Origin of the sequence: Acinetobacter sp. A1 (assembly GCF_012371315.1) — a bacterium.
Classification (GTDB): domain Bacteria; phylum Pseudomonadota; class Gammaproteobacteria; order Pseudomonadales; family Moraxellaceae; genus Acinetobacter.
Map to the genome: position 1 here is coordinate 56624 of NZ_JAAZQY010000009.1, position 24127 is coordinate 80750.

Consider the following 24127-nt stretch of genomic DNA (forward strand, 5'->3'; position numbering starts at 1 on the left):
GTGGAGTATCATAACGCCACTTTTTGAAATTTATTCCTTAGAAGGTTGTGCATGAAATTGCTGGCATTGGAAACTGCCAATGAGCAGTGTTCCGTTTCCATAGTAGATGAAACGCAGGAACTCTTTTTTCAGTTGGATGCGCGAGCAAAAGCACAAACGCAAACGATTTTACCCATGATTGAGCAGGGTTTTGCCCAAACACAAATCAGTACGGCAGACCTGACCGCAATTGCATTTAGCCGGGGTCCAGGTTCATTTAGCGGTGTGCGTATTAATGCGGCAGTGACTCAGGCATTGGCATGGTCGCATGATGTACCTGTGATTCCTGTATCGACCTTGCAGGCACTGGCACAGGCGGCTTATCGTCTTGAAGGTTTAAATGCAGTAACTGCGGTGCTCGATGCACGAATGAATGAAGTCTATATTGCTAGTTTTCAGTTGAATGAACAGGGCATTATGCAGGCGGTTGATCAGGAACAATTGCTGAATTATAGCGATGCTGCTAAAGCGGTACGCTTTACTTTAGTGGGTTCGGGTGCGGGTTTAATTGATCAAGAACAAATACAATACAAAGGCTTAAGTGCAACCGCGCAAGATATTGCTACTATTGCACGCGTCTATGCGCAGCAACAGCAATGGGTGAGCGCAGAACAAGCACTGCCTGTATATTTACGTGACAATGCTTGGAAAAAAATTCCAGAACAAGGCAAAGCATAATTAGGGTTATTTATGGATCTTTTACTGCTGCTCAAAGCGGCAATTATGGGTATTGTAGAGGGGATTACCGAATTTTTACCCATTTCCAGCACGGGGCATTTGATTCTTGCGGCTGAACTGATGGACTTCTGGACCAAGGAAAAAAGTGATGTGTTTGTGATTGCCATTCAAATGGGGGCAATTGCTGCAGTCATTTATGAGTACTGGACACGTCTTTGGGGCGCAGCGACAGGAATGTTTACAGGCGAAGAAAAAGGTCGTCGTCTGGGCTTTGGTCTGATTATGGCGTCTATTCCAATTATTCTGATTGGACTGACTTTTGGGCAAACTGTAAAAGAATTATTGTTTAATGATGTTGCCGTAGCCATTGGTCTGATTATTGGTGGTTTTATCATTATGTGGATTGAGAAACATCCACCACAAGTACGTGCGCATGAAGTTGAAGACCTAACTTATAGAGATGCTATCTGGATTGGTCTGATTCAGGTGTTATCGCTTATTCCAGGTACATCACGTTCAGGGGCAACCATTATTGGTGCAATGTTCTTGGGCGTTTCACGTAAAGCTGCCACTGAATTTTCTTTCTTTTTGGGTATTCCTGTCATTATTGGCGCAGGCTTACTCGACTTGTACCAAAGTTATGATGTATTCCAAACCACAGAAGATTGGACGGTGCTCAGTTTCGGGATCATCGTGTCTTTTGTATCGGCACTATTGCTGATTCGTGCCTTGGTGGCGTATGTAGCTAAGCGAGATTTTATGATTTTTGCTTGGTACCGTATTGCTTCAGGTCTAGTAATTTTATTGTTTGCATTTACAGGCTGGAAACTATGGTAAGCGAGCTTCGCTTATATACCGAAGCTGAATGGCAAGCTCAAGCACAGCATTATTCTGCTGTGCTTTTGTCTAGAGGGGTACAGGTTTGTCTAGAAGTGGTAGATAAACTGAATGCCCGTTTTTTACGTTTGCATCCTGAGTTGGCTTTATGTGTAGATGCAGAAGGCTTATGGTTGTGCGCCAATGGCATGAAAATGCAGCCCGACTGGAAAGCAGAATCAGGGCGTTTAAAGCGTGCATCTTTAAAATCTGAAATGATTGCACGTGCCTGTAATTTGTCAGAGAAACCGAGTCTGATTGATGCAACGGCAGGACTTGGACACGACAGTTTGCTCATGGCACATTTGGGTGCGCAGGTCACTTTGCTGGAACGCCATCCTATTTTATTTACTTTGTTGGAAGATGCTAAACGCCAAGCGCAGGATGATCCATTTTTGGCTCCTGTGGTTGCGCGAATTGATCTGGTTTTTGCAGACTCAGCCGATTATTTGCGGGACTGTGCTGCACAAGGCAAAATAGTTGATGTGGTGTATTTAGACCCAATGTTTCCACAGCGTGATCAGCATCAGCAAGCCCAGAAAAAGCAGGCGCAGGTGAAAAAACAAATGCAGTTATTGCATTTGTTGTTACCTGAACATGGTGAAATGGATTTAGGCGATCATTTACTGGGTTTGGCACAGCAAGTTGCAAAACGAGTGGTGGTAAAACGCCCACGTTTGGCGGTGTTTTTAGCGGGCCGATCAACGACCCATCAATGGCAAGGGGATGCCTGTCGCTTCGATGCTTATTTTCAGCCAAATTTGAACAATGGGTAGATTTCTACCACTAAAGCAGGGGCAAACCGCTCAATGCTTCTATAATGTGCAAAGATTTGTTATATAGTTAAAAATGACAATTGATAATTACGACGACAAGCATAAACTTGGAGTGTGAAAACGCGAGCTGCGATTAACAGAATCCTATGATTGACTTCAAACCCTCCATTAACTTTTGGCACGATTTTAAAAGCAACCAAGCTGCGGGCGTTTGGTTATTTTTGGGTTCGCGACGCTCCTTACAAATTATTCGTCCATCTATTCCCCAACTGATTTTTTGGGGGATTCTAGGTGGGCTTGCCAATACTTTATTTAGCTGGTTAGTGGCAGGTGAAGTTGGTGAATTTAACCCGCAGGGTTTGGTCAGCTATGCCCTGTGGCCGTTTATCGCCTTAATTGTTGGAATTATTTTGTCCCAACGGGTCAATAATCCTCGTCTACTTTTGGTCCCTGCGTTGCTGTGGTTAGTGCTAGACACCCACGTTGCTTTATTACAAAGTCTGATTCAATACATGGGCATGATGGATGTCTTGCCGTATGTGTTGTATGACTATTTGCCCACTATTTTTATGGTGCTGTTTGTATGGCAAAGCTTAGCCGTCGTATGGGTATTTTCACGTGAATTGCACTGGCCGTGGTGGGAGCGAGCGCTGATTGTTTTGGCAACGTTGTTTACTTTGGTGGTTTGGCAAATGTCAGTGAAAAGTCAGCCCATTTGGAAAGTAGAAGAAGTACCACCTAGTTTGAGCGAAGAAGCCTTTTATGCGCAAAGCCGTGTATTGAACAAGGCTTTGGAGAGTATTCAATATGGTGAATTTGCTCAATCGCACTGGTATTTTTTAGGTGTGGCAGGGGCGAGTTATCAAGATGTCTTTATGTCTGAAATTGAACGTATTCGTGAACAGTTTGATACCCGTTTTGGAACTTTTGGGCGTTCTATGGTGTTAATCAATAACCCTATGACCCGTAATGTAATCCCAATTGCCTCACAAACCAGTATTGAAATGGCGTTACGCCGTATTGGACAGCGTATGAACCGTGAAAGTGACGTACTGTTTTTATATATGACTTCACACGGTTTAAAAGATCACTTTGAAATTGAAAATGCACCGCTCGATTTAAATCAGGTCGATCCGAAATGGCTACGAGACACTTTAGATAAATCAGGTATTCGCTGGCGAGTGATTGTGATTTCTGCCTGTTATTCGGGTAGCTTTGTGTCGGCCTTGCAAGATGATAATACCTTGGTCATCACCGCTTCGGCAGCAGATCGTGAATCGTTTGGTTGCTCAAATGAAGCAGACTACACTTATTTTGGTCGTGCGTTTTTTGATCAAGCAATGCGTGAGCAGAATTCCTTTGCCAATGCCTTTAGTGAGGCCAAAGTAACTGTGGCAAAATGGGAACAGGCCCAAGGTTTTGCCCCATCAGAACCGCAGTGGTCTATGGGTAAAAATATGGAATTAATGTTGCCACAATTAGAGCAGCGTTTATTTCCACAAAGCAGTATGGCTGCAAACAGTGATACGCAAATGAATGTGCGCACTGCCGAATAAATTAAATAAAAAGTATCTGTACAGTAGGAGAGAGTGATGGAAGTAATTCAGAACAATCGCTGTTTTGAGGGCGAACAACGGATTTATCGTTTTCATTCTACTGCCTTGCAGGGTGAAACTCGCTTTGGCATTTTTCTGCCTGCACAAGCCTTGGCTGGTCAGGCCTGTCCTATGGTATTTTATTTGGCGGGCTTGACCTGCACGGAAGAAACTTTTGCAATTAAAGCGCATGCACAGCGCATGGCGGCACAACTGGGTTTAATTCTGATTAGTCCAGATACTTCCCCACGTGGGGATACTGTCGCACAAGGCGATCATTGGGATATTGGGCAGGGGGCAGGTTTTTATATCAATGCAACACAGGCACCTTGGGCAACACATTATCAAATGGAAAGTTTTGTGGCCGATGAGCTGTATCAACAAGTGCTTGCGCAGTTTCCAGTGAATCCGCAGCAAGTGGGTATTATGGGCCACAGTATGGGCGGTCATGGTGCTCTGACCCTTGCATTTAAATATCCTGAAAAATTTAAGTCCGTATCTGCCTTTGCGCCAATTTGCGCACCAAGTCAATGTCCGTGGGGTGAAAAGGCATTTTCCAATTATTTAGGTACAGATCAGCAAGTGTGGTTACAGCATGATGCCACTGCATTGGTACAAACCAAAGGTGCGTTATTCAAAGATATTCTGATTGATCAAGGGCTTCAGGATCAATTTTATAGTCAGCTCAATCCTGCATTATTTCAGCAAGCCTGTGCTGCTGTGGGGCAGTCGCTAAGTTTACGTGAACATGCAGGCTATGATCATGGTTATTATTTTATTCAAAGTTTTATGGATGAGCATTTACAATTCCATGCAGTACAATTGCAAGATGATGACGCTGCATAGCAATTAATTTTAGACGCTGATTTTTTTAAACTTTTCTAGGCAAGTTGCTGACTTTTGATTAAAATGTTCAGCACTTGCTTTTTTACCATTTGGAAAGATCACTGTATTTTATAGAATTGGTTTACGGGTAAAGCCACTGGCATCAAAATAAAACACAATAAGGCAAAACATGCATAATTCAGACTGGGATGCAGCGCAGCATCCGCCTACAACCTCTACATTTTTTACACCTGAACCGCGTGTCTCACCTGAAGAAAACCCATGGTTGGGACGTACCCATCATTTTCAATTTCACGGTACAGCCTCAGAATATTTTGGCATCTGGATTGTCAATATTTTGCTAATGATTGTGACCTTTGGACTTTATGCACCTTGGGCTAAAGTCCGTCGTTTGCGCTATTTTTATGGCAATACTGAGTTTGTGCAGCGTCGTTTTGACTTCACTGGTATTCCACATAAAATTTTATTGGGGCGCTTAATTGCAATTGGTATTTATGTGGCCATATCGGTAATTTCCAATTATTCAGTTAAAGCGACCTTGATTGGGGTGGTCATTTTATATCTGGCAGTGCCGTGGTTGATTCGTGCCACTATTCGTTTTAATGCCCGAAATAGTAAATTTGGCAATGCCCGTTTTTATTTTTCGGGCAGCAATAAAGAAGCCTATTGGGTATTTCTTAAATGTATTGTCATCAACCTGTTGACTCTGGGACTGTTTTTTCCTGTTGTGGTGTGGATGTATAAACGCTATTGCCTAGACCACTTATACGCAGGTCAGCTCAAATTTAAATTGAATGCAGACTGGCCTGCCTATATGCGCGCTATGTACATTCCCGTTTTTCTGTTTATTGGAATTTTAGTGGGGGCTGGCCTAGTTTTGGCCTTTGCGGGACAATTGAGCAGCAACCCTGCACAATTGATTTGGTTGTTTTTAGCGGTTTATTTACTTGGTTTATTTTTTGTCTGGCCGTTGATGTCGGCACGAATTTTTATTACCACGTGGAACAATACCAGTATTAGCCGCAGCGTATTTAAAACCGATTGCGGGCAGTGGCATTATGCATGGATTATGGTCACGAATTGGATTGTTAAAGTGCTGAGTTTGGGTTTAATGACGCCTTGGGCTGCAATTCGTTTATATCGTTATCAGGTGGAATCTTTAAGTTTGCATTTAAAAAATGATCCAGATGAGATGATCAACAAACTGCAGGCTGAACATAGTGCGCTTGCAGAAGAAATCAGCGATATTTTTGATATTGATGTGTCGCTCTAAGTATGGAGAAGAATATGGCTGCGCAGGTGTTGGATGTCGTGTTTTATGATGGTGTGGTATCTAAGCCATGGGCAGCGCAAATTTCTCCGATAGATGACCAGTCAGTGCTTATACGTTATGGCGATGCACTGCAAAAACAACGACGCTATGACTATGCTGCAATGACCTTGGTTGGTGCATTAGGCAAAATCCAACCTGTGATTGAGTTAAGTGATGATGCCCGCATCGAGTTTTCTCAAGTCTTGCCAGAATGGTTTCAATTACGACATAAAGATGTGCATCATTCCATTTGGAAACTTGAACGTACCCCAAGCCTGATTGTTTTTAGTCTGGTATTTGTATTGCTCATGGTTTTTGCCACGATTCAATGGGGTATTCCTAGCGCTGCAAAATATGTTGCCTATCAATTACCTGCAAGTAGCTTGCAGAAAATTGGCAATGAAGCCGAGCATTATATTTTAGAGATGACACAACCGAGTCAGTTGTCGCAAGCACGTCAGCAACAGATTCTTGCGAGTTATCAAAAACTCATTGCAGGAGATGCGCCTGCTAAAGTGCTGTTTCGTCACGGTGAAAGCTTGGGTGCCAATGCCTTGGCCATTCCCAACAACACCATTATTTTGACCGATGAGTTGGTGGCTTTGGCACAAAATGATCAGGAAGTGGTTGCGGTTTTGGCACATGAACAAGGGCATTTGGTCGAGCGACACAGCTTGCAGCAGGCCTTGTCCAGTTTAGGGTTTAGTATTATTTTGCTGGCCATTACAGGTGATGGTACAGATTTAATTTCGGCCTTACCTGTGGCATTGGTGGGAGCGAATTATTCACGTAACTTTGAGTCTGATGCAGATCACTACGCACTCAAAACCATGCAGCAGCAGGGTATTCCTACTGTTCATCTAGCAAATTTTTTGGAGCGTTTGGCTCAAGATGCTGGCGAAGACAGCCAAGCCAAGAAATCACCACTGGATTTTTTACAAAGCCATCCTGCAACGCAAAAACGGATTCAGGCAATCAAAGAATTTGAACAAATGCAGCATGCAACGCCATAAATATATGAATTAATGACGTTGCCAAATAGCAGTAAGTGGTTCTTGTCCCATACGAATTAAGTGATCTAGCACCACCTGTTCAAGTCGTGTTAAATCGGCTTCGGTATCTTGTAGTTGAATGTGTACCAGCAATGCTTGCACTTGTGGAATCAGAGAAATGGTTGCTGTAGGCATCATAATTTGCAATTGATCGCTGCTTTCTGCAACTTCAAATTTATGTTTCCAGTGGTTAAGTAGACGTTTGGCAATACGACTTGCCTGTGTTGTTTGAATATGAGCTGAACTATGCATGATCTGTAGCAACCGCCATCTTGCTAAAATAAGTGGAAGGATATTTACCATAACAAAGTCATTCAAAAAATCGAGCGGAAGGGTGCAACAGAGCATTGCGGATATAGAATCATTGAATCGCAACGGGTTTAACCAAGCCAGCCAGTCTTTGCTATAATGCGCCATAATCCCAATATTCAGCTAGGTTCTCCCATGTCCAAGCCTTATTTAATTGCTCCTTCTATTTTGTCTGCAGACTTCGCCCGTTTGGGTGAAGAGGTTGAAAATGTACTGCAGGCGGGTGCCGATGTGGTGCATTTTGATGTCATGGACAATCACTATGTACCTAACTTAACTTTTGGTGCAGGTGTGTGTAAGGCACTGAAAAATTATGGCATTACCGCACCTATAGATGTGCATTTAATGGTGAAACCTGTAGACCGTATGATTGGTGATTTCTTGGAAGCAGGTGCGGACATTATCACGTTCCACCCTGAAGCTTCAGAGCACATTGACCGTTCATTGCAATTGATTAAATCGGGCGGAGCAAAAGCAGGTTTAGTTTTTAACCCTGCAACACCATTACATTATTTGGACTATGTGTTAGATAAAGTCGATCAGATTTTGTTGATGAGTGTGAACCCAGGTTTTGGTGGGCAAAAATTCATTCCAATGACCTTGGAAAAACTGCGTCAGGCACGTCAAATTATTGATGCTTCAGGTCGTGATATTCGCTTAGAAGTTGATGGTGGTGTAGGCCCTGCTAACATTCGTGAGATTGCGGAAGCGGGTGCAGATATGTTTGTTGCAGGCTCAGCAATTTTTGGTAAGCCAGACTATAAAACTGTGATTGACGAAATGCGCGCTGAATTGGCAAAAGTGGGCGCAGTTGAAGTATAAGTTTCTACAATCACAAGGCTTTAAGTTGTGGATAACTTTGTAGATAACCGTATGGATATCTATGTTGATAACACTATGGATAAGCCGATTAATTTATAAACATTTGTACATCAACTGTTTATGACTTATACAAAATAAGTATAAAAAGGATTCAATTAAATCCTTTTTGTTTGTTTTAAATACACTGAATTTATTGAGTATTTACTCAGTGAATCATAAAAATAAGTTGCTTAATATATAACTTGATTGTTTTAGTAGGCTTTTAAATCGGACTGTTTTAATCAATTTTCTCCATTGGAAAAGATTGTGCATAACTGGGGCTTAGATTATAGTGTTTAACAACTCGCAGAGAAGTTGCACTTGGCAAAAATGTTCATCTGTGATGCCTAAACAAGGCGAATACAAGACTGTGTATTGCGACTTAAAAGGATAAATTTAGTGCTTGCTCCAGCGTACAAACAAGTTTGGTTTGTAGTCCTCATGGCATGGGTCATGGGGTGGAGCAGTATTGTCAGTGCTGCTGTCAAACCTACCCATGTCTGGATGATGTCTAGCCATACACAAATTACTGAAACACAATCTGCTGTATCAGCCGTATCTGCCAATCCACCTTTATCTTCTTTATCGGATTGTCATTCTGTTGCATCTAAAAATTCTGTTGATATGCAACATGCGTCTTTACAGGATCGGCATAGTCGCTCACATGCTGTGGCGCAGCTAGATGCATCTGCTGCACATCTATCATCGATGAATACCAACAACCCAGATTGCGTCAGCGCGACTGATTTTTCTGCTGCCAGCATGAATTGTCAGGATTGTGCACAATTACATTGCCAAAGCCTAAGCACTGTGCTGAATGTGCAACTGCCTGAACTGATGCAACCTACAGAACATACACCTGCCAATATCTTGTTGCCTGCTTATAAGGCGCAGCATTTACTGGGGCATTGGCAACAAATTTTACGCCCACCCAAAGCTTAATCCTGAACTCAAAACACTTTTGTCGTTTTATTTTTAAGGATTAAGTCATGTCTAAATTTTATCAGCGTGCGCTGTTTTTAAGTGCCTGCACATTATGCTCCAATGCTGTTTTTGCAGCAGTTAAGGAATACCACCTTACAATTGCAGAACAAACCGTGAATATCACAGGTAAATCTGTAAAGCGCATTACCGTCAATGGTCAGTTTCCTGCGCCTCTACTTGAATTTGAAGAGGGCGATGACGCAGTGATTCATGTTCATAATCAATTAAAAAATCAGGACTCATCGATTCATTGGCATGGTTTATTACTGCCGGGCTTAATGGATGGCGTACCCGGTTTTAATGGCTTTAAGGGAATTAAGCCGCAGGGGCACTTTGTTTATCAATTTAAAGTACGTCAAAGTGGTACTTATTGGTATCACGCACATTCCAAAGGTCAGGAGCAAGATGGTTTATATGGTGCATTGCTCATTCATCCTCAAGCCAAACAGCCTTTACCAGCACATGAACGAGCAGACCGTGATTATGTGGTGATGTTGTCAGATTTCCATGAAAAATCTAGTAATCAAATTCAGAAAGATTTAAAAATTTCTGCAGAGTTCTATCAAAATCGGCGTGAAACTTTGGCTGATGTTTTGCGTCAAACTCAGCGTGATGGGTTAAAAGCCACTTGGTCAGACCGTAAAATGTGGAACCAGATGCGGATGCTGAAAACCGATCTTTCCGATGTCACGGGCTATACCTTTTTGATGAATGGTAAAACGCCTGAACAAAACTGGACGGGCAAGTTTAAGCCAAATGAAAAAGTCCGCCTGCGTTTTATTAATGCGTCGGCGATGTCTTTTTATGATGTTCGGATTCCAAACCTAAAAATGACGGTAGTCAGTGCCGATGGTCAGCCTGTCAAACCTGTCAGTGTCGATGAGTTTCGTATTGGAACCGCCGAAACCTATGATGTCGTTGTTGAGCCTAAAGCTGCACACTATGCAATTGAAGCCGAATCGATTGATCGTTCAGGTTTTGCTTTGGGTCGCTTACAAAATGAATTACTACCCACTATGCAGATGCCGCATGTAGCGCAATCACGCCCACGTGCTTTACTTACGATGGAAGATATGGGGCATGGCTCAGAACATTTAGACGTTGATCACTCCAAAATGAATCATGCCATGACATCAGCAATAGATCATTCTCAGCATGACACATTTTCAAAGAAAAATGATTCGACTGTGGTATATGGTTGGGCCAATGCTTCTACACCTGTAGGCCATAAAGCCTTGCAATATGCAGATTTACAAGCGCTGCAACTGCAACAAGATACCCGCAAGCCGATGAGTGAATTGGTGATTCGTTTAGGCGGTACGATGGAACGTTATATTTGGACCATCAATGGTAAAAAGTTCAGTGAGGCGGAGCCGTTACAGGTGCAATATGGCGAACGGATTCGGATTAAATTTATTAATGACAGCATGATGGCGCATCCAATGCATTTACATGGCATGTTTATGCAACTGGAAAATGGCCAAACTGCGAAAGATTTACCCAATAAGCACACGATAATTGTGCCACCTGGCAAAACTGTCACGGCACTTTTAACTGCAGATGAATTAGGGGAATGGGCTATACATTGTCACCTGCTTTATCACATGAGCGCAGGAATGATGAATAAGTTAATTGTGGCTCACGTCAGCGATGATCAGCGTTCAAGCACGCCAATTGCGTCTAATGAAGGAAAGGACAGTGCTGAGCAAAAAGGAGAGCAACATGCGCATCATTAATCTTTTTGCCAAATCTGTACTTGGTGTTTCAGTGTGTAGTTTGAGTGGTGGGGTGATGGCTGAAACCGCATCACATGCTGCCCATTCAGGTGCATCTATGCTTGCAACTGTAGTTGTATCTGATTCAGCATCGCATCAGTCGCATCAGTCGCATCAGTCGCATCAGTCGCATCAGTCGCATCAGTCGCATCAGTCGCATCAGTCGCATCAGTCGGTCATCTCCTTGCCAGAGTCGCAACCACATGATCATCGTCAAGAGCATGGTGCGCAAATCTATGCCGTAACTACGGTTGATACACAATGGCAGCTCAATGAATCCGGTGAGGGTGCATTGCAGTCTGAATTACAAACCCGTATCGGAACCGATGAAAATAAATTATTTTTGAAAATTCATCGTACTAAGCATGAATCACAACCGACTGAATATGATGCCAAGCTGTTATATAGCCGCATGCTTTCAGACTTTTGGGATGTGCAGGCAGGTGTGCGTTATCGCAATCAGACTGCTGAATTGGTACAGCAAACTGATACTGAAGAAAGCTTAGATGTCGTGCTGGGCTTGCATGGTCTAGCGCCTTATTTCTTTGAAACCGATGCTCATGTCTATGTTGGCCATGATCACTATGCGGCAGTGGAGTTGGAAACAACTCGCGATTTGCTGCTTACCCAAAAGTGGATTGCACAGCCATATTTAGATGTGAAACTGCAGATCAGTGATGATACTCGATATGCACAAAAAACGGGTTTAAGTCATGTGGCAGCAGGACTTGAGCTACGTTATGAGGTGAATAAAAACATTATGCCCTATGTAGATGTGGGGTATGCCTATCATAAAGGCAATCAGCATACGGCTTGGCAAACTTCCACGCCATCTGAACAGGGTTGGTTATATGCTGCAGGTTTGCGTTTCAGGTTTTAATTATTCACCAACTCACAAACTTACCAACGATATTGGGTTGAGTATTGTTTTCTTGAATGAATAGGTGACTCCAAAAAGCATAGGCTTGGTTTATACTGAGCCTATTGTATGTTTGGGTGTGGTGTATGTCATCTTCAACTCAGGACGCTCAGTCGACTCAAGATCAAAACCTGAAAAACCAATGTAGTAATACGTCTGGCTGTGATGGTCAGGATAACCAACCCGTTAAATCTGCTTGCTCCAGTCAATCTGCAGGGTCAAATCAGTCTTGTGGGAGTGATTGCGCTACATCTGCTGAAAATACTGCTGATTCGTGTTGCAGTAACAAGAGTTGCGCCAACACCAGCAATGCTCAGTCCAATGCAAATGTGGTTGCGGCAGATCAAATTCCTTTAAGTTCATGGGTCAGTGCCTACAACATTCCTAAAATGGATTGTGGTGCAGAAGAACAAATGGTGCGCATTGCTTTGGCAGATCACAATGATATTGCAGCTTTGTCATTTGATTTGGCGGCACGTCATTTGAAGGTGTATCACCACACTCGATCTGTAGCAGAAATTACCGAAAAGTTGGAAACATTGGGCTTAGGTGCGGTGCTTGAACAGACTGAGGCAAATACACAAACGGAGTTGCCTATAACCGACAGTCGGGCACAAAGAAAAGTCTTATATGCCTTGCTTGGTATCAATGCAGTAATGTTCTTGGTGGAATTGATCGCAGGTTTGATTGCGTCTTCCACAGGGTTAATTGCCGATTCTTTAGATATGTTTGCCGATGCTGCAGTCTATGGCTTGGCACTATTTGTGGTGGGGCAATCGGCTAAAAAGCAACTTAAAGCTGCACATCTTTCAGGTTGGGTGCAATTGGCTTTGGCTGCAGTGGTGATTGTGGATGTACTGCGTCGTTTCTTCTTGGGTAGCGAACCAGAATCTATGTTGATGATGTTGATTGGCGCTGCTGCATTGGTGGCAAATGTCACCTGTTTATGGCTGATTTCAGGGCATAAAGATGGTGGTACGCACATGCAGGCCAGTTATATTTTTTCGGCCAATGATGTGATTGTCAATTTAGGGGTGATTATTGCAGGTGGTTTGGTGCTACTGACAGGCTCGAATTATCCAGACCTGATCATTGGCTTAATTGTGGCGATGTTTGTGTTGAATGGTGCACGCAAAATTTTAAGTTTAAAATAGCGCTTGAATAGTGGTCGTGATTTAAAGCATCACAGGGGGAACGACCTCCCTTATTGAGTTTTAGTCAAAGATAGAACTAAAAACTGAATAAGAAAAAATCTTCAGGACGGCCTGATTTCATTATTTTGAAGGAGGGCGTCATGGCCTGGATAATGTTGATATTGGCGGGTATTTTTGAAGTCGTCTGGGCATATTCGATGAAGCTGTCCGATGGCTTTAGCAAGTTGACACCCAGTATCATCACTCTGATCTTTATGATTTTAAGTTTTGTGCTGTTGGCTTATGCCATGCGGACTTTACCTTTAGGTACGGCTTATACCATTTGGACAGGTATCGGCGCAGTGGGTTCTTTTTTGGTGGGTATTTTTATTTTAGGTGAGCCTGCCAGTGCCATGCGTATGTTGGCTGCTGTGTTGATTATCTCAGGTTTGGTACTAATGAAAGTATCTTCAAGCTAGGGTTAGGCAAGGTCTTGTTGGTTTGTGATTTAACCACGGTATGCAAATAGGAGTAGATCGTGCAATTGTTCTTTACTGAAATGGATACTCCTGTGGGTGTGCTGAAACTGGTAGCACATGATCAGGCACTGGTTGCGGTCATGTGGGAAAATGAAAATCCTAAACGTGTACGCTTGGCCACTTTGCTACAGCAAGATGATCATCCTATTTTGTGTAAGACCAAGCAGCAACTCCAAGAGTATTTTGCAGGACAGCGCCAGCAATTTGATCTCCCTCTTGATTTTGAAGGTACGGCATTTCAGCAAAGCGTCTGGCAAGCTTTGCTAGAGATTCCATTTGGTGAAACCCGTAGCTATAAGCAAATTGCAGAACAGGTAGGTAATGTTAAAGCTGTACGTGCAGTTGGTGCAGCAAATGGCAAAAACCCAATTTCGATTATTGCGCCGTGTCATCGGGTGGTGGGTGCGAATGGTAAGTTGGTGGGATTCGCTGGTGGTTTGGATAATAAGGCGATCTTATTAGAGTTGGAATCATCACTTTTAAAAGCTGAGTAGTTTGTGCAGAACTTAGCGATATAAAAATAGAGTAGGGGAAATGTTAAAAACATTAGTGCTGCAGTTTTGGTGGCTTATTCTGCTTGTTGCAGGTGTGGGGTTAATTAAAATTTTCAAACCTTTTTTAAAGGGAAAGGTGGGAGAGTTTGCGGTAAGTACGCATGTAAAACTGTATTTAGATGAGCGTTATATTTTATTGAATGACGTGACTTTGCCTGATGAGTCGGCAGGGACAACGCAAATTGATCATATTTTATTAAGTCCTTTTGGCGTTTTTGTGATTGAAACGAAAAACTATAAAGGCTGGATTTTTGGTGGAGAGCGTCAAAAAGTATGGACACAAAAGATTTATAAGAAAAGCTATAAGTTTCAGAACCCTGTCTATCAAAATTATAAACATATAAAAGTATTGGAATCGGTATTGAGCGATATTGTCGAGCCTCAATTGCTGCATTCTGTGATTGTATTTATGCCAGATTGTGAATTTAAAACCAGTTTACCTAAGAATGTTTTTAAAGGCAGTGCTTGGATTGAGTTTGTTAAAGGCTTTCAGCATGAGGTGATTCCACCGATGAAGCTTAAACGTATTCAACTACGGATAGAAAAAGAAATTTTGGAGAAGTCTTGGAAAACAAATCGTGAGCATGTTGAAAATTTAAAACAACGACATGAACGTTAAGAATTGAAATAAAAAGCCCTGATATATGCTCAGGGCTTAAATATCTCTGCCTTAAAATTAAAACCGTTTCGGAATTTTCTGACCATTTGGAACAGGTGTTTCGGCATGTTTAAGTACACCAAACAACCACGTTTCTGCATGTTGTACTGCTTGTTTGAGTTGATCTCCCATTGCTAAGCGTCCTGCAATAAAGCTTGCCAAAGAGCAACCCGAACCATGATATTCACCCTCAAGGCGAGGGCAACGGGTTTCTGAAACCAGTTCATTGTTGCTATACAGTGCATTACGAATATAGTTGGGCGTATCTTCATGTCCACCTTTGACTAAAACAGCCTGTGCCCCCATTTCAAACAACTTGGCGGTTGCACGTTCCAGATCATCTTCACCCGTTAAAGCGCGCAACTCCACTGTGTTGGGAGTAATTAAGGTAGCAAGTGGAATTAGTGCTTTAAACGCCTGAACCAACGTGGCTTGATCACCTAAAGAACCACCGCTATTGGCCACTAATACAGGGTCAAGCACATATAAATAGTCAGGGTGTTCACGCAAAAAATCTGCCAGTGCTGCAATATTGTTGGTTGTGCCTAACATACCTGACTTAACAACCTTAATTGGCAGGTCATTCACTACAGCATTGGCTTGAGCCAGTAACAGTGTTTTAGATGTTGCTTCAAAGCCAAACACTTGTTGAGAGTTTTGGATGGTCAATGCTGTGCAGGCAATCGCTGCATGTGCGCCACTATTGCCAATCGCTTCAATATCAGCCTGTAAACCAGCACCACCCGATGGGTCTAAACCAGAAAAACAAAGTACCGTTGGTCGCACAGCCATATCCTTCATTGCTTATATTTACGTTAGTATAGGCAACTTTGGAATAACTCTCGATAGTCATTTGTACTGATAGGCATGGATTGTGATTAACACCCTTTTAATTGATTTAGATGGCACTTTAACTGACCCCAAAGAGGGCATTACCGCTTCTGCACGCTATGGTTTGGCAAAAGTTGGGCATCCTATTGCAGAAAGTGAAAATATTGACTGGATTATTGGGCCGCCACTCAAAGCCTCTTTGGCGAAATTACTTGAGGTGGATGTGCATGATGTCTTAGCTGAGCAAGCTTTATTGGGCTATCGTGAGCGCTTTGCCACCACAGGGCTATTTGAAAATCATGTCTTTGAGGATGTCGCAACGACTCTAGCCAGTTTAAAACAACTGGGCTATCGATTATTTTTAGCGACAGCCAAACCTGAAGTTTATGCACGCCAAATTTTAGACCATTTTGATTTATTGCAATATTTTGAATATCCATATGGTAGCGAGTTGAATGGCGACCGTACCAATAAAGTAGACCTTATTCACTATATTTTGCAGCAAGAACAATTGCAGCCTGAGCAGTGTTTAATGATTGGAGATCGTGAGCACGATATTTTAGGCGCACGTGCTAATGGCATAGATTGTGTCGCAGTTGAATATGGCTATGGCTCAGCACAGGAGTTAGATTTAGCTGCTCCAAAATATCGAATTCAGTATTTTGCACAAATTTTGTCGGTAGTTGCAGAGTTGCCTTAATTTTGGGGCTATATTTGTTTGCATTTTTACCGCAGAGCTTTAGGCAGGATCATGCTTCAATCTTCATATCCAGATTGAGAAGGAGGTTGTGATGAAGCGAGTCAGTCAATCGATTACTTTTGTGGCAGTTTCAGTACTGATGACGGCATGCGTGAATAGCATACCCACACTTCCAGAGTCCGCAGCACAGATTGAAATGTACACCTCATTGCAACATCGTCAGTGTGAGCCTGACACTGGTTTAACTGTTGCTGAGATTAGCCAACGTTTGCAGCAGGCACAGATTCAGGTATATCAGGCTCGTGTGGGTTCAGATGGAAGAATGTATGCACAAGTCTGTGGTGGGGCGGATGGACGAATTGCCATCGTGACTATTCCTCAATCTCAGCAGAAACAAGCAGAAGCCTTAGGGTTTAAGTCTTATCACGCAATCCAATCTATCAAAAATAAATAAGGCTGAAGTCAATAAAAAACCTCAGTTCATATAGAGCTGAGGTTTTTTTCTAACTCAATTGCAATTGAGTTAAGTTGGACGTATCTAGATGTTGAGGTTTAACGCTTAGAATTGCGGCTTAACCACCACTAAAATCACAATTGCCAGTAACAAAACTGTTGGCATTTCATTGAAGAATCGCCAGAACTTATGTGATTTGTAATGTGCATTACCAATCAATTTCTGACGGTAGTAGCCACAAACCAAGTGATAAATCACCAATAAACCCACCAATGCAACTTTCAGGTAAAACCATAACGCATCGTGGTAATTGCGGGTGGCATCACCCCAATCTACCAAAAAGTGTGCCGTAATGAGGGTGGCAATCATAGATGGCCACATAATCCCTCGGTACAACTTGCGCTCCATGATTTCGAAACGCTGATGGCTCAGCGTATCTTCACTCATGGCATGGTAAACATATAAACGTGGTAGGTAGAACAATGCAGCGAACCAACAAACCACAGCAATAATATGTAATGCTTTTACCCATAAAAAAGCATCAGAAGGTGCATCCATCGATCATCCTATGGAGATTATTCATCCCACTTCTTGAAAATAAGGCAGGCATTTACACCGCCAAAACCGAAACTGTTACTCATCACAGTATTCAATTTTGTGTCACGTTTTTCAAGTACGATATCAAATGGTTTTGCGCCTTCATCTAGTTCAGTAACGTTGATGTTTGGTGCGATAAAGTCGTTTTGCATCATCAAGACAGAGTAAATTGCTTCTTGAACACCAGCGGCGCCCAAGCTGTGACCTGTCATTGACTTCGTTGAGCTAAGTGCAGGAACTTGACCTTCGCCAAATGCACGTTCCATGGCTTTTAATTCTGTTACATCACCCGCAGGGGTAGAAGTACCATGAGTGTTCACATAGTCAATTTTTTCTACACCGTGTTGTTTTGCTTCGTCTAAAGCCATGAGGATACAACGTGTTGCACCTTCACCGCTTGGTGCAACCATGTCTGCGCCGTCAGAGTTGGCAGCATAAGCCACAACTTCAGCTAAGATATTTGCACCACGCGCTTGAGCGTGTTCAAGTGATTCAAGCACCACGAAACCACCACCACCAGCAATCACGAAACCGTCGCGGTCTGCAGAATACGGACGAGATGCTGTTTCAGGTGTGTCATTGTATTTAGAACATAATGCGCCCATCGCATCAAACAATAAGCTTTGTGACCAGTGATCTTCTTCACCGCCACCTGCAAGCATTAAATCTTGTTTACCCAATTGAATTAGGTTGTAGGCATAACCAATTGCATCTGCAGAAGTTGCGCATGCGCTAGTAATTGAGTGAGCGATCCCTTGTAATTTGAACGCAACGCCCAAGTTAGCTGTAATCGTGTTCGACATGTTACGTGGTACGAAGAAAGGACCAATTTTACGTGCGCCTTTTTCTTCAAGTAACTCGATCATTTCTGCAACAGATGCAGTTGAGTTACCGCCAGAACCACCCGCGATACCGTAACGTGGGTTACCTGCTAAATCTTCTTGCTTTAAGCCAGCATGTTCAATCGCATCGACTGCAGCGTTGTAAGCGTACATCGCACACACGCCCATAAAGCGTTTTAATTTACGGTCAATGTGGTCAAAATTTTGTTCAGCAGCTGCACTTACATGGCTCTTGAAATTCAGTTCAGCATACGTTGGGTTGGAACGTGTTCCAGAAATACCGTTTTGTAAAGAATGAGTCACAGCTTCTAAAGTATTACCAATGCACGAGTTAATGCCCATGCCGGTGATTACAACACGTTTCATCTACAGATCCCTTATATGGTGATAATGTTGAGCCGAACACCGCAATTGCACAGCTGTGCCTGATACGGGATGACTCATGTCTTTCAATTGCGTTCATAATAACAGAAAGAATTTTGAATTCTTATGGCAAATATGATGCCACTTTGCAGCAGTGTTCAAACCACCAAAACACAGCAGAATGGATGCAGGAAGCCAACCAAAAGATACACAATCATATTGAGATAAACTTAGACTACACCTAGTATTTACCTATAAATCATAGAAATTAAAATGAGGAGTAAGAATGTCAGATTCTAATAATAAACAAACAAGCGGATTCTTCTCGAATGCGATTGGAGTGGCTAAAAAGCTCAGCAGTACAGGCATGCATGTTTTGCAGCAGGTTGCACCAAGTACAGCAACCAAGCAGGAGCCACGTTCCAATGCAGGACAAATTATTGAAGGTCAGGCACGTAGTTACAGCCCATTTCAGGCGCACCATTATGACAATCCTCAACACATGCTCAGACAGCATATTCCACAAGTGTCACGTCAGTTACTCGGTCGTCACTACACTCGTGTTAATCAGGTTGCCAGTTTTGTTTCTCCAGATTTTTCCGACAAAATTTCAGATTACTTTTTTGATCAGCTCAACAATTTTAGTTCTAACATTAGTTCAGTCGATGCTGTGCTCGATCAGGCGGGTGTGCGTGATTTAGAAGAACTGACACAAGATGTCGATCGTTCCAAACGTATTGGTCAGGCACTGGCGGAGCAAAACAAATGGATTGCCTCCCTGCAAGGTGCATTGACAGGGGCAACAGGGGTAATTGGTTCAACGATTGATGTACCTGCATCAATCATTATGTCGTTGCGTACAATCTATCAGGTGGGTCGTGCTTACGGTTTTGAACTGAATAAAGAAACTGAACAAGAAATCGTACAGTTTATTTTCAAACAAATTGATTTAGGTGTGATTGCAGAAAAGCAAGCGGTGCTGATGGGACTTAAAACCCTATCCAATATGTTGCAAACGCATGATGTACACCAATTACAAAACCTGTTGGGTTCAAGTAATGACTATGAGTCCCTGAAAAAATACTTTTTAAATGAACAGGGTGAAGCCAAATGGCCGTGGCTAAACAGCGTACCTAAGTTTTCTATGTTGAATAAACTCACGCCTGTTGCAACAGCATCGGTCAGTGCCGTATATAGTTGGAAATTGGTAGAAGATGTACATCACAAAGCGCAACAAGTATTCTCCAACGCTCGCAGCTATTTAATTCAACATAAAGACAGCAATTTATCTGCCATTCATGCCTATGAAAAGTCGTTAGAATTACTTGCACAGGCTGCGCCTAAACTATTGGAACAGTTAAAAGGTGAAGATAAGGCTCAAGAGAATCTAGATGAGTCATTAGATACAAATAAAGATGAGTCATTAGATACAAATAAACAAGCTGCAGAACCTTCTGATGCGACCACACAAGTACTAACGGATCATCAAAGCATCCGTAAAGTCAAAGTACAGAAAAAATCTGACAAAGTGGATGCAACCGAAACACAGGTGGATGAAAATATTCAGCAGGGGTTAGAAGAATTGGCAGATCAAATGCTGGAACCACATGCTGAAGTTGCACCACAAAAAACCGCTGTTCCTGTTGAAGAAGCAGACGAATATGCACTAGAAGATGACTTGGATGCTGTAGAAGATTCAACTCAAGTGGCTGAAATTGTTTCAGAAAAACATGCAGAGCCAGTAAATGCAAGTGAAACAAAGGTTACAAAAAAGCCAAGAACACGTACCACTGCACGAAAACCAAAAGCTGAATAAAAACAAGTGATAAGTAGGAAAATGGTTGCTGTTTTAACTGCCTATGAAATATTGACCATTTTTCTATCTTCGCTTACAATTGCATGCCCTCAAAAAGTAGTATGTTTTTGGGGCTTTTTATTAACGGGAGAATTGCCACATGGCAACAACAAATCAGTTGATCCGTAAGGGTCGTACGACTTTGGTTGAAAAATCAAAAGTTCCTGCGTTGAAGGCTTGTCCACAACGTCGTGGTGTTTGTACACGTGTTTACACAACTACACCTAAAAAACCTAACTCAGCAATGCGTAAAGTTTGCCGTGTTCGCTTAACTTCAGGTTTTGAAGTTTCTAGCTACATCGGTGGTGAAGGTCACAACCTACAAGAGCACAGTGTTGTTCTTATCCGTGGTGGTCGTGTTAAAGACTTACCAGGTGTACGTTACCATACCGTTCGTGGTTCTTTAGACTGTGCTGGCGTGAAAGATCGTAACCAGTCACGTTCTAAATACGGTGCTAAACGTCCTAAGAAATAATCTTTTAAAGATTAGTCTTAGTTCTTAGAACTGCAATCCTTTATCGTCTCGCTTGTCTGATTTCTGCATTTAATTTTGTGAAATTCAAGCGACGTGTAGTAAGGCCAGCGAAATGCACACGACACTTTGTGCTACGGCTGGATCACCCTGAAGTGTCATATTTATAGGTAGTTTAAAATGCCAAGACGTCGCGTAGTCGCTGCTCGTGAAATCCTTCCGGATCCTAAATTCAGCAGCCAAACAATCGCTAAATTCATGAACCACGTAATGCAAGATGGTAAAAAGTCTATTGCTGAAAGTATCGTTTACGGTGCTTTAGACCGCGTTCAAGAAAAATCTAAAGTAGACCCAGTTGAATTTTTTGAAGCTACGCTTGAAAAAGTTCGTCCAATGGTCGAAGTAAAAGCACGCCGTGTTGGTGGTGCTACTTATCAAGTTCCTATGGAAGTACGCCCATCCCGTCGTACTGCTCTAGCGATGCGTTGGTTGGTAGATGCTGCTGCTAAGCGTTCTGAAAAAACTATGGCGTTACGTCTTGCTGGCGAGTTGCTTGATGCATCTGAAGGTAAAGGCGCAGCGATCAAAAAACGTGAAGATGTGCACCGTATGGCTGAAGCCAACAAAGCCTTCTCTCACTACCGTTTCTAAGCGGATAAAACAGGCCCTAATCAGGAGGGTGATGAATCAGTTGTCACTGAGTTGTCATCAAATCGCTTTAAGTTGCTAAGCAGCTTAAAGCGTCCTGTTTTAAACAACAAAATTTAGGAATGCTAGAAATCATGGCACGTCAAACCCCAATTTCTCGTTACCGTAACATTGGTATCTCTGCGCACATCGATGCGGGTAAAACAACAACTTCAGAACGTATTTTGTTCTATACAGGTGAAAGTCACAAACTTGGTGAAACTCACGAAGGTTCAGCAACAACTGACTGGATGGAACAAGAGCAAGAACGTGGTATTACTATTACCTCAGCAGCTGTAACATGCTTCTGGAAAGGTATGGCTAACCAATTTGACCAACACCGTATTAACGTAATTGACACCCCGGGACACGTTGACTTCACAATCGAAGTTGAGCGTTCTATGCGTGTTCTTGACGGTGCATGTATGGTTTACTGTGCTGTAGGTGGTGTACAACCTCAGTCTGAAACTGTATGGCGTCAAGCAAACAAATATAAAGTACCTCGTTTAGCGTTCGTTAACAAAATGGACCGTACTGGTGCAAACTTCTTCCGCGTAGTTGAACAAATGAAGACACGTTTGGGTGCTAACCCAGTGCCTATCGTTGTTCCAGTGGGCGCAGAAGACACATTTACAGGTGTTATTGACTTAATCGAAATGAAGTCAATCATCTGGGATGAAGCTTCTCAAGGTATGAAGTTTGAATACGGCGAGATTCCAGCTGATCTTCAAGCAACTGCTGAAGAATGGCGTACTAACATGGTTGAAGCTGCTGCTGAAGCATCAGAAGAACTCATGGACAAGTACCTAGAAAATGGTGAACTTTCTAAAGAAGAAATCATTGCTGGTTTACGTCAACGTACATTAGCGGGTGAAATTCAACCTGCAATGTGTGGTTCAGCATTCAAAAACAAAGGTGTTCAACGTATGTTGGACGCAGTAATTGAATTCTTACCCGCACCAACTGACGTTGAAGCAATTAAAGGTATCTTAGACGACAAAGACGAAACTGAAGATTCTCGTGAAGCGTCTGATGAAGCTCCGTTTGCTGCGTTAGCGTTCAAAATCATGAACGACAAATTCGTTGGTAACTTAACGTTCGTACGTGTTTACTCAGGTGTTCTTAAAGCGGGTAGCCCGGTTTATAACCCAGTGAAAATGAAGCGTGAGCGTATTGGTCGTATCGTACAGATGCACGCAAATGACCGTCACGACATCGAAGAAATTCGTGCGGGTGATATCGCAGCGTGTGTAGGTCTTAAAGATACAACGACTGGTGATACATTGTGTGACGAAAACGCAGTGATTACACTAGAGCGTATGGAATTCCCAGAGCCAGTAATTGCATTGGCTGTTGAACCTAAGACTAAAGCTGACCAAGAAAAAATGTCAGTAGCTTTAGGTCGCTTGGCGAAAGAAGACCCTTCATTCCGCGTACGTACAGACGAAGAATCTGGCCAAACGATTATTGCGGGTATGGGTGAGCTTCACCTTGACATCATCGTTGACCGTATGAAGCGTGAATTCAACGTTGAAGCGAACATTGGTAAACCAATGGTTGCTTACCGTGAAACGATCAAAAAGTCTATCGAACAAGAAGGTAAGTTCGTTCGTCAAACTGGTGGTAAAGGTAAATTCGGTCACGTATTCGTACGTTTAGAGCCGCTTGATCCTGAAGCTGGTAAAGATTACGAATTCGCTGAAGAAGTTGTAGGTGGTGTAGTACCTAAAGAATTCTTCGGTGCGGTTGACAAAGGTATTCAAGAACGTATGAAGAATGGTGTCTTGGCTGGTTACCCAGTTGTAGGCATTAAAGCTACATTGTTCGACGGTTCTTACCACGATGTCGACTCTGACGAATTATCGTTCAAAATGGCAGGTTCTTACGCATTCCGTGATGGTTTCATGAAAGCAGATCCTATCCTTCTTGAACCAATCATGAAAGTTGAAGTAGAAACTCCAGAAGACTACATGGGCGATATCATGGGTGACTTAAACCGTCGTCGTGGTATGGTTCAAGGTATGGACGACTTACCTGGCGGTACTAAAGCAATTCGTGCTGAAGTTCCACTTGCAGAGATGTTTGGTTACGCAACTCATATGCGTTCTATGTCTCAAGGTCGTGCGACTTACTCTATGGAATTTGCTAAATATGCTGAAACTCCACGTAACGTGGCTGATGGCATCATTGCTAAATTCCAGTCTGGTGGTAAAAAAGGTGACGACGAGTAATCTTTCGATTACTATAAGCGCAAACTAATTCATAGTTAAAAACCTAATGCTCATGGAGTGATCCTCCATGAGTCGTTTTAAAAAGGAAGATCTCATGGCTAAGGCTAAGTTCGAACGTAATAAGCCACACGTTAACGTGGGCACAATCGGTCACGTTGACCATGGTAAAACAACTTTAACAGCTGCAAT

General features: G+C 42.6%; 26 protein-coding genes. 22 read left to right on the forward strand and 4 right to left on the reverse strand.

What is annotated here, in order from left to right; all coding sequences use genetic code 11:
- Positions 1–51: 51 nt before the first annotated feature.
- From tsaB to HHA41_RS05300, 7 genes are all read left to right on the forward strand, one after another.
- On the forward strand, positions 52–717 hold the full coding sequence (gene tsaB, locus HHA41_RS05270) for a tRNA (adenosine(37)-N6)-threonylcarbamoyltransferase complex dimerization subunit type 1 TsaB (RefSeq protein WP_168460832.1): 666 nt from the start codon (positions 52–54) through the stop codon (positions 715–717).
- Positions 718–729: 12 nt separating this feature from the next.
- Positions 730–1554 (forward strand): undecaprenyl-diphosphate phosphatase, encoded by an 825-nt coding sequence (locus HHA41_RS05275; protein WP_168418136.1) that lies wholly within the window; start codon positions 730–732, stop codon positions 1552–1554.
- Complete coding sequence (locus tag HHA41_RS05280) at positions 1548–2369, forward strand: class I SAM-dependent methyltransferase (RefSeq protein ID WP_168460834.1); 822 nt, start codon at positions 1548–1550, stop codon at positions 2367–2369. The genes HHA41_RS05275 and HHA41_RS05280 overlap by 7 nt, the downstream gene beginning before the upstream one ends.
- Before the next feature lie 146 nt (positions 2370–2515).
- Positions 2516–3925: a C13 family peptidase gene (locus HHA41_RS05285; protein ID WP_168418138.1), complete on the forward strand. Its 1410-nt coding sequence runs from the start codon at positions 2516–2518 to the stop codon at positions 3923–3925.
- 36 nt (positions 3926–3961) lie between these two features.
- Positions 3962–4810: an S-formylglutathione hydrolase gene (fghA, locus tag HHA41_RS05290; RefSeq protein ID WP_168460836.1), complete on the forward strand. Its 849-nt coding sequence runs from the start codon at positions 3962–3964 to the stop codon at positions 4808–4810.
- Between the two features lie 169 nt (positions 4811–4979).
- Positions 4980–6083: a YjgN family protein gene (locus tag HHA41_RS05295; protein ID WP_168460838.1), complete on the forward strand. Its 1104-nt coding sequence runs from the start codon at positions 4980–4982 to the stop codon at positions 6081–6083.
- A gap of 14 nt (positions 6084–6097) precedes the next feature.
- The gene (locus tag HHA41_RS05300) at positions 6098–7135 is read left to right on the forward strand and encodes a M48 family metallopeptidase (RefSeq protein ID WP_168460840.1); all 1038 of its coding nucleotides are present in this window, start codon (positions 6098–6100) and stop codon (positions 7133–7135) included.
- Positions 7136–7144: 9 nt separating this feature from the next.
- Here the strand turns inward: HHA41_RS05300 and HHA41_RS05305 are convergent, their stop codons facing one another.
- Positions 7145–7426, reverse strand: coding sequence for a DUF2218 domain-containing protein (locus tag HHA41_RS05305; protein WP_168460842.1), 282 nt, complete (start codon positions 7424–7426; stop codon positions 7145–7147).
- A gap of 192 nt (positions 7427–7618) precedes the next feature.
- On the opposite strand from HHA41_RS05305, the gene rpe reads away from it, so the two are divergent.
- The 8 genes from rpe to HHA41_RS05345 all read left to right on the forward strand — a co-directional run bounded on the left by rpe (position 7619) and on the right by HHA41_RS05345 (position 14867).
- Complete coding sequence (gene rpe / locus HHA41_RS05310; protein WP_004975246.1) at positions 7619–8305, forward strand: ribulose-phosphate 3-epimerase; 687 nt, start codon at positions 7619–7621, stop codon at positions 8303–8305.
- A gap of 438 nt (positions 8306–8743) precedes the next feature.
- A complete protein-coding gene (locus tag HHA41_RS05315; protein WP_168460844.1) occupies positions 8744–9286 on the forward strand; it encodes a hypothetical protein in 543 nt (180 codons plus the stop codon).
- Positions 9287–9333: 47 nt separating this feature from the next.
- Positions 9334–11064: a multicopper oxidase domain-containing protein gene (locus HHA41_RS05320; RefSeq protein WP_168460846.1), complete on the forward strand. Its 1731-nt coding sequence runs from the start codon at positions 9334–9336 to the stop codon at positions 11062–11064.
- Positions 11051–11983, forward strand: a complete 933-nt coding sequence (locus tag HHA41_RS05325) for a copper resistance protein B (RefSeq protein ID WP_168460848.1) — start codon at positions 11051–11053, stop codon at positions 11981–11983. The genes HHA41_RS05320 and HHA41_RS05325 overlap by 14 nt, the downstream gene beginning before the upstream one ends.
- Positions 11984–12108: 125 nt before the next feature.
- A complete protein-coding gene (locus HHA41_RS05330) occupies positions 12109–13176 on the forward strand; it encodes a cation diffusion facilitator family transporter (RefSeq protein ID WP_168460850.1) in 1068 nt (355 codons plus the stop codon).
- Between the two features lie 140 nt (positions 13177–13316).
- Positions 13317–13634, forward strand: coding sequence for a quaternary ammonium compound efflux SMR transporter SugE (gene sugE, locus HHA41_RS05335; RefSeq protein ID WP_168460852.1), 318 nt, complete (start codon positions 13317–13319; stop codon positions 13632–13634).
- A 59-nt stretch (positions 13635–13693) separates the two neighbouring features.
- Positions 13694–14188, forward strand: coding sequence for a methylated-DNA--[protein]-cysteine S-methyltransferase (locus HHA41_RS05340; protein ID WP_168460853.1), 495 nt, complete (start codon positions 13694–13696; stop codon positions 14186–14188).
- Positions 14189–14228: 40 nt separating this feature from the next.
- On the forward strand, positions 14229–14867 hold the full coding sequence (locus HHA41_RS05345; RefSeq protein ID WP_168460855.1) for a nuclease-related domain-containing protein: 639 nt from the start codon (positions 14229–14231) through the stop codon (positions 14865–14867).
- Between the two features lie 57 nt (positions 14868–14924).
- On the opposite strand, the gene HHA41_RS05350 is transcribed toward HHA41_RS05345, so the two are convergent.
- Positions 14925–15692 carry a hydroxymethylpyrimidine/phosphomethylpyrimidine kinase gene (locus HHA41_RS05350; RefSeq protein WP_168418155.1) on the reverse strand — a complete coding sequence of 256 codons (768 nt, stop codon included), beginning with the start codon at positions 15690–15692 and terminating at the stop codon, positions 14925–14927.
- A gap of 88 nt (positions 15693–15780) precedes the next feature.
- Here HHA41_RS05350 and HHA41_RS05355 point away from each other — a divergent pair, with 88 nt between their 5' ends.
- Complete coding sequence (locus tag HHA41_RS05355; protein WP_168460857.1) at positions 15781–16437, forward strand: HAD-IA family hydrolase; 657 nt, start codon at positions 15781–15783, stop codon at positions 16435–16437.
- A gap of 91 nt (positions 16438–16528) precedes the next feature.
- Positions 16529–16891: a hypothetical protein gene (locus HHA41_RS05360; protein ID WP_168460858.1), complete on the forward strand. Its 363-nt coding sequence runs from the start codon at positions 16529–16531 to the stop codon at positions 16889–16891.
- Between the two features lie 105 nt (positions 16892–16996).
- On the opposite strand, the gene hemJ is transcribed toward HHA41_RS05360, so the two are convergent.
- Together hemJ and HHA41_RS05370 are read right to left on the reverse strand one after the other, a co-directional pair.
- Complete coding sequence (gene hemJ / locus HHA41_RS05365; protein WP_004975266.1) at positions 16997–17449, reverse strand: protoporphyrinogen oxidase HemJ; 453 nt, start codon at positions 17447–17449, stop codon at positions 16997–16999.
- Between the two features lie 17 nt (positions 17450–17466).
- Positions 17467–18696 (reverse strand): beta-ketoacyl synthase N-terminal-like domain-containing protein, encoded by a 1230-nt coding sequence (locus HHA41_RS05370; RefSeq protein WP_168460860.1) that lies wholly within the window; start codon positions 18694–18696, stop codon positions 17467–17469.
- 283 nt (positions 18697–18979) lie between these two features.
- Between HHA41_RS05370 and HHA41_RS05375 the strand changes: the two genes are divergently transcribed.
- The 5 genes from HHA41_RS05375 to HHA41_RS05395 form a co-directional block, all read left to right on the forward strand.
- Entirely contained in the window at positions 18980–20509 is a 1530-nt protein-coding gene (locus tag HHA41_RS05375; RefSeq protein ID WP_168460862.1) for an EcsC family protein, read from the forward strand.
- A gap of 139 nt (positions 20510–20648) precedes the next feature.
- Positions 20649–21023 (forward strand): 30S ribosomal protein S12, encoded by a 375-nt coding sequence (rpsL, locus tag HHA41_RS05380; protein ID WP_000246374.1) that lies wholly within the window; start codon positions 20649–20651, stop codon positions 21021–21023.
- 177 nt (positions 21024–21200) lie between these two features.
- Entirely contained in the window at positions 21201–21671 is a 471-nt protein-coding gene (gene rpsG / locus HHA41_RS05385) for a 30S ribosomal protein S7 (protein WP_004975277.1), read from the forward strand.
- A gap of 131 nt (positions 21672–21802) precedes the next feature.
- Positions 21803–23938 (forward strand): elongation factor G, encoded by a 2136-nt coding sequence (gene fusA, locus HHA41_RS05390; RefSeq protein WP_168460864.1) that lies wholly within the window; start codon positions 21803–21805, stop codon positions 23936–23938.
- A gap of 94 nt (positions 23939–24032) precedes the next feature.
- A partial coding sequence (locus HHA41_RS05395) for a GTP-binding protein (RefSeq protein ID WP_017397055.1) occupies positions 24033–24127 on the forward strand: 95 nt, incomplete at its 3' end.

Excerpts from the sequence above, each read along its gene's own strand:
- tsaB (WP_168460832.1), top strand. The coding sequence starts at position 52 with ATGAAATTGCTGGCATTGGAAACTGCCAATGAGCAGTGTTCCGTTTCC.
- HHA41_RS05275 (WP_168418136.1), top strand. The coding sequence starts at position 730 with ATGGATCTTTTACTGCTGCTCAAAGCGGCAATTATGGGTATTGTAGAG.
- HHA41_RS05280 (WP_168460834.1), top strand. The coding sequence starts at position 1,548 with ATGGTAAGCGAGCTTCGCTTATATACCGAAGCTGAATGGCAAGCTCAA.
- HHA41_RS05285 (WP_168418138.1), top strand. The coding sequence starts at position 2,516 with ATGATTGACTTCAAACCCTCCATTAACTTTTGGCACGATTTTAAAAGC.
- fghA (WP_168460836.1), top strand. The coding sequence starts at position 3,962 with ATGGAAGTAATTCAGAACAATCGCTGTTTTGAGGGCGAACAACGGATT.
- HHA41_RS05295 (WP_168460838.1), top strand. The coding sequence starts at position 4,980 with ATGCATAATTCAGACTGGGATGCAGCGCAGCATCCGCCTACAACCTCT.
- HHA41_RS05300 (WP_168460840.1), top strand. The coding sequence starts at position 6,098 with ATGGCTGCGCAGGTGTTGGATGTCGTGTTTTATGATGGTGTGGTATCT.
- HHA41_RS05305 (WP_168460842.1), bottom strand. The coding sequence starts at position 7,426 with ATGCATAGTTCAGCTCATATTCAAACAACACAGGCAAGTCGTATTGCC.
- rpe (WP_004975246.1), top strand. The coding sequence starts at position 7,619 with ATGTCCAAGCCTTATTTAATTGCTCCTTCTATTTTGTCTGCAGACTTC.
- HHA41_RS05320 (WP_168460846.1), top strand. The coding sequence starts at position 9,334 with ATGTCTAAATTTTATCAGCGTGCGCTGTTTTTAAGTGCCTGCACATTA.
- HHA41_RS05325 (WP_168460848.1), top strand. The coding sequence starts at position 11,051 with ATGCGCATCATTAATCTTTTTGCCAAATCTGTACTTGGTGTTTCAGTG.
- HHA41_RS05330 (WP_168460850.1), top strand. The coding sequence starts at position 12,109 with ATGTCATCTTCAACTCAGGACGCTCAGTCGACTCAAGATCAAAACCTG.
- sugE (WP_168460852.1), top strand. The coding sequence starts at position 13,317 with ATGGCCTGGATAATGTTGATATTGGCGGGTATTTTTGAAGTCGTCTGG.
- HHA41_RS05345 (WP_168460855.1), top strand. The coding sequence starts at position 14,229 with ATGTTAAAAACATTAGTGCTGCAGTTTTGGTGGCTTATTCTGCTTGTT.
- HHA41_RS05360 (WP_168460858.1), top strand. The coding sequence starts at position 16,529 with ATGAAGCGAGTCAGTCAATCGATTACTTTTGTGGCAGTTTCAGTACTG.
- hemJ (WP_004975266.1), bottom strand. The coding sequence starts at position 17,449 with ATGGATGCACCTTCTGATGCTTTTTTATGGGTAAAAGCATTACATATT.
- HHA41_RS05370 (WP_168460860.1), bottom strand. The coding sequence starts at position 18,696 with ATGAAACGTGTTGTAATCACCGGCATGGGCATTAACTCGTGCATTGGT.
- HHA41_RS05375 (WP_168460862.1), top strand. The coding sequence starts at position 18,980 with ATGTCAGATTCTAATAATAAACAAACAAGCGGATTCTTCTCGAATGCG.
- rpsL (WP_000246374.1), top strand. The coding sequence starts at position 20,649 with ATGGCAACAACAAATCAGTTGATCCGTAAGGGTCGTACGACTTTGGTT.
- rpsG (WP_004975277.1), top strand. The coding sequence starts at position 21,201 with ATGCCAAGACGTCGCGTAGTCGCTGCTCGTGAAATCCTTCCGGATCCT.
- fusA (WP_168460864.1), top strand. The coding sequence starts at position 21,803 with ATGGCACGTCAAACCCCAATTTCTCGTTACCGTAACATTGGTATCTCT.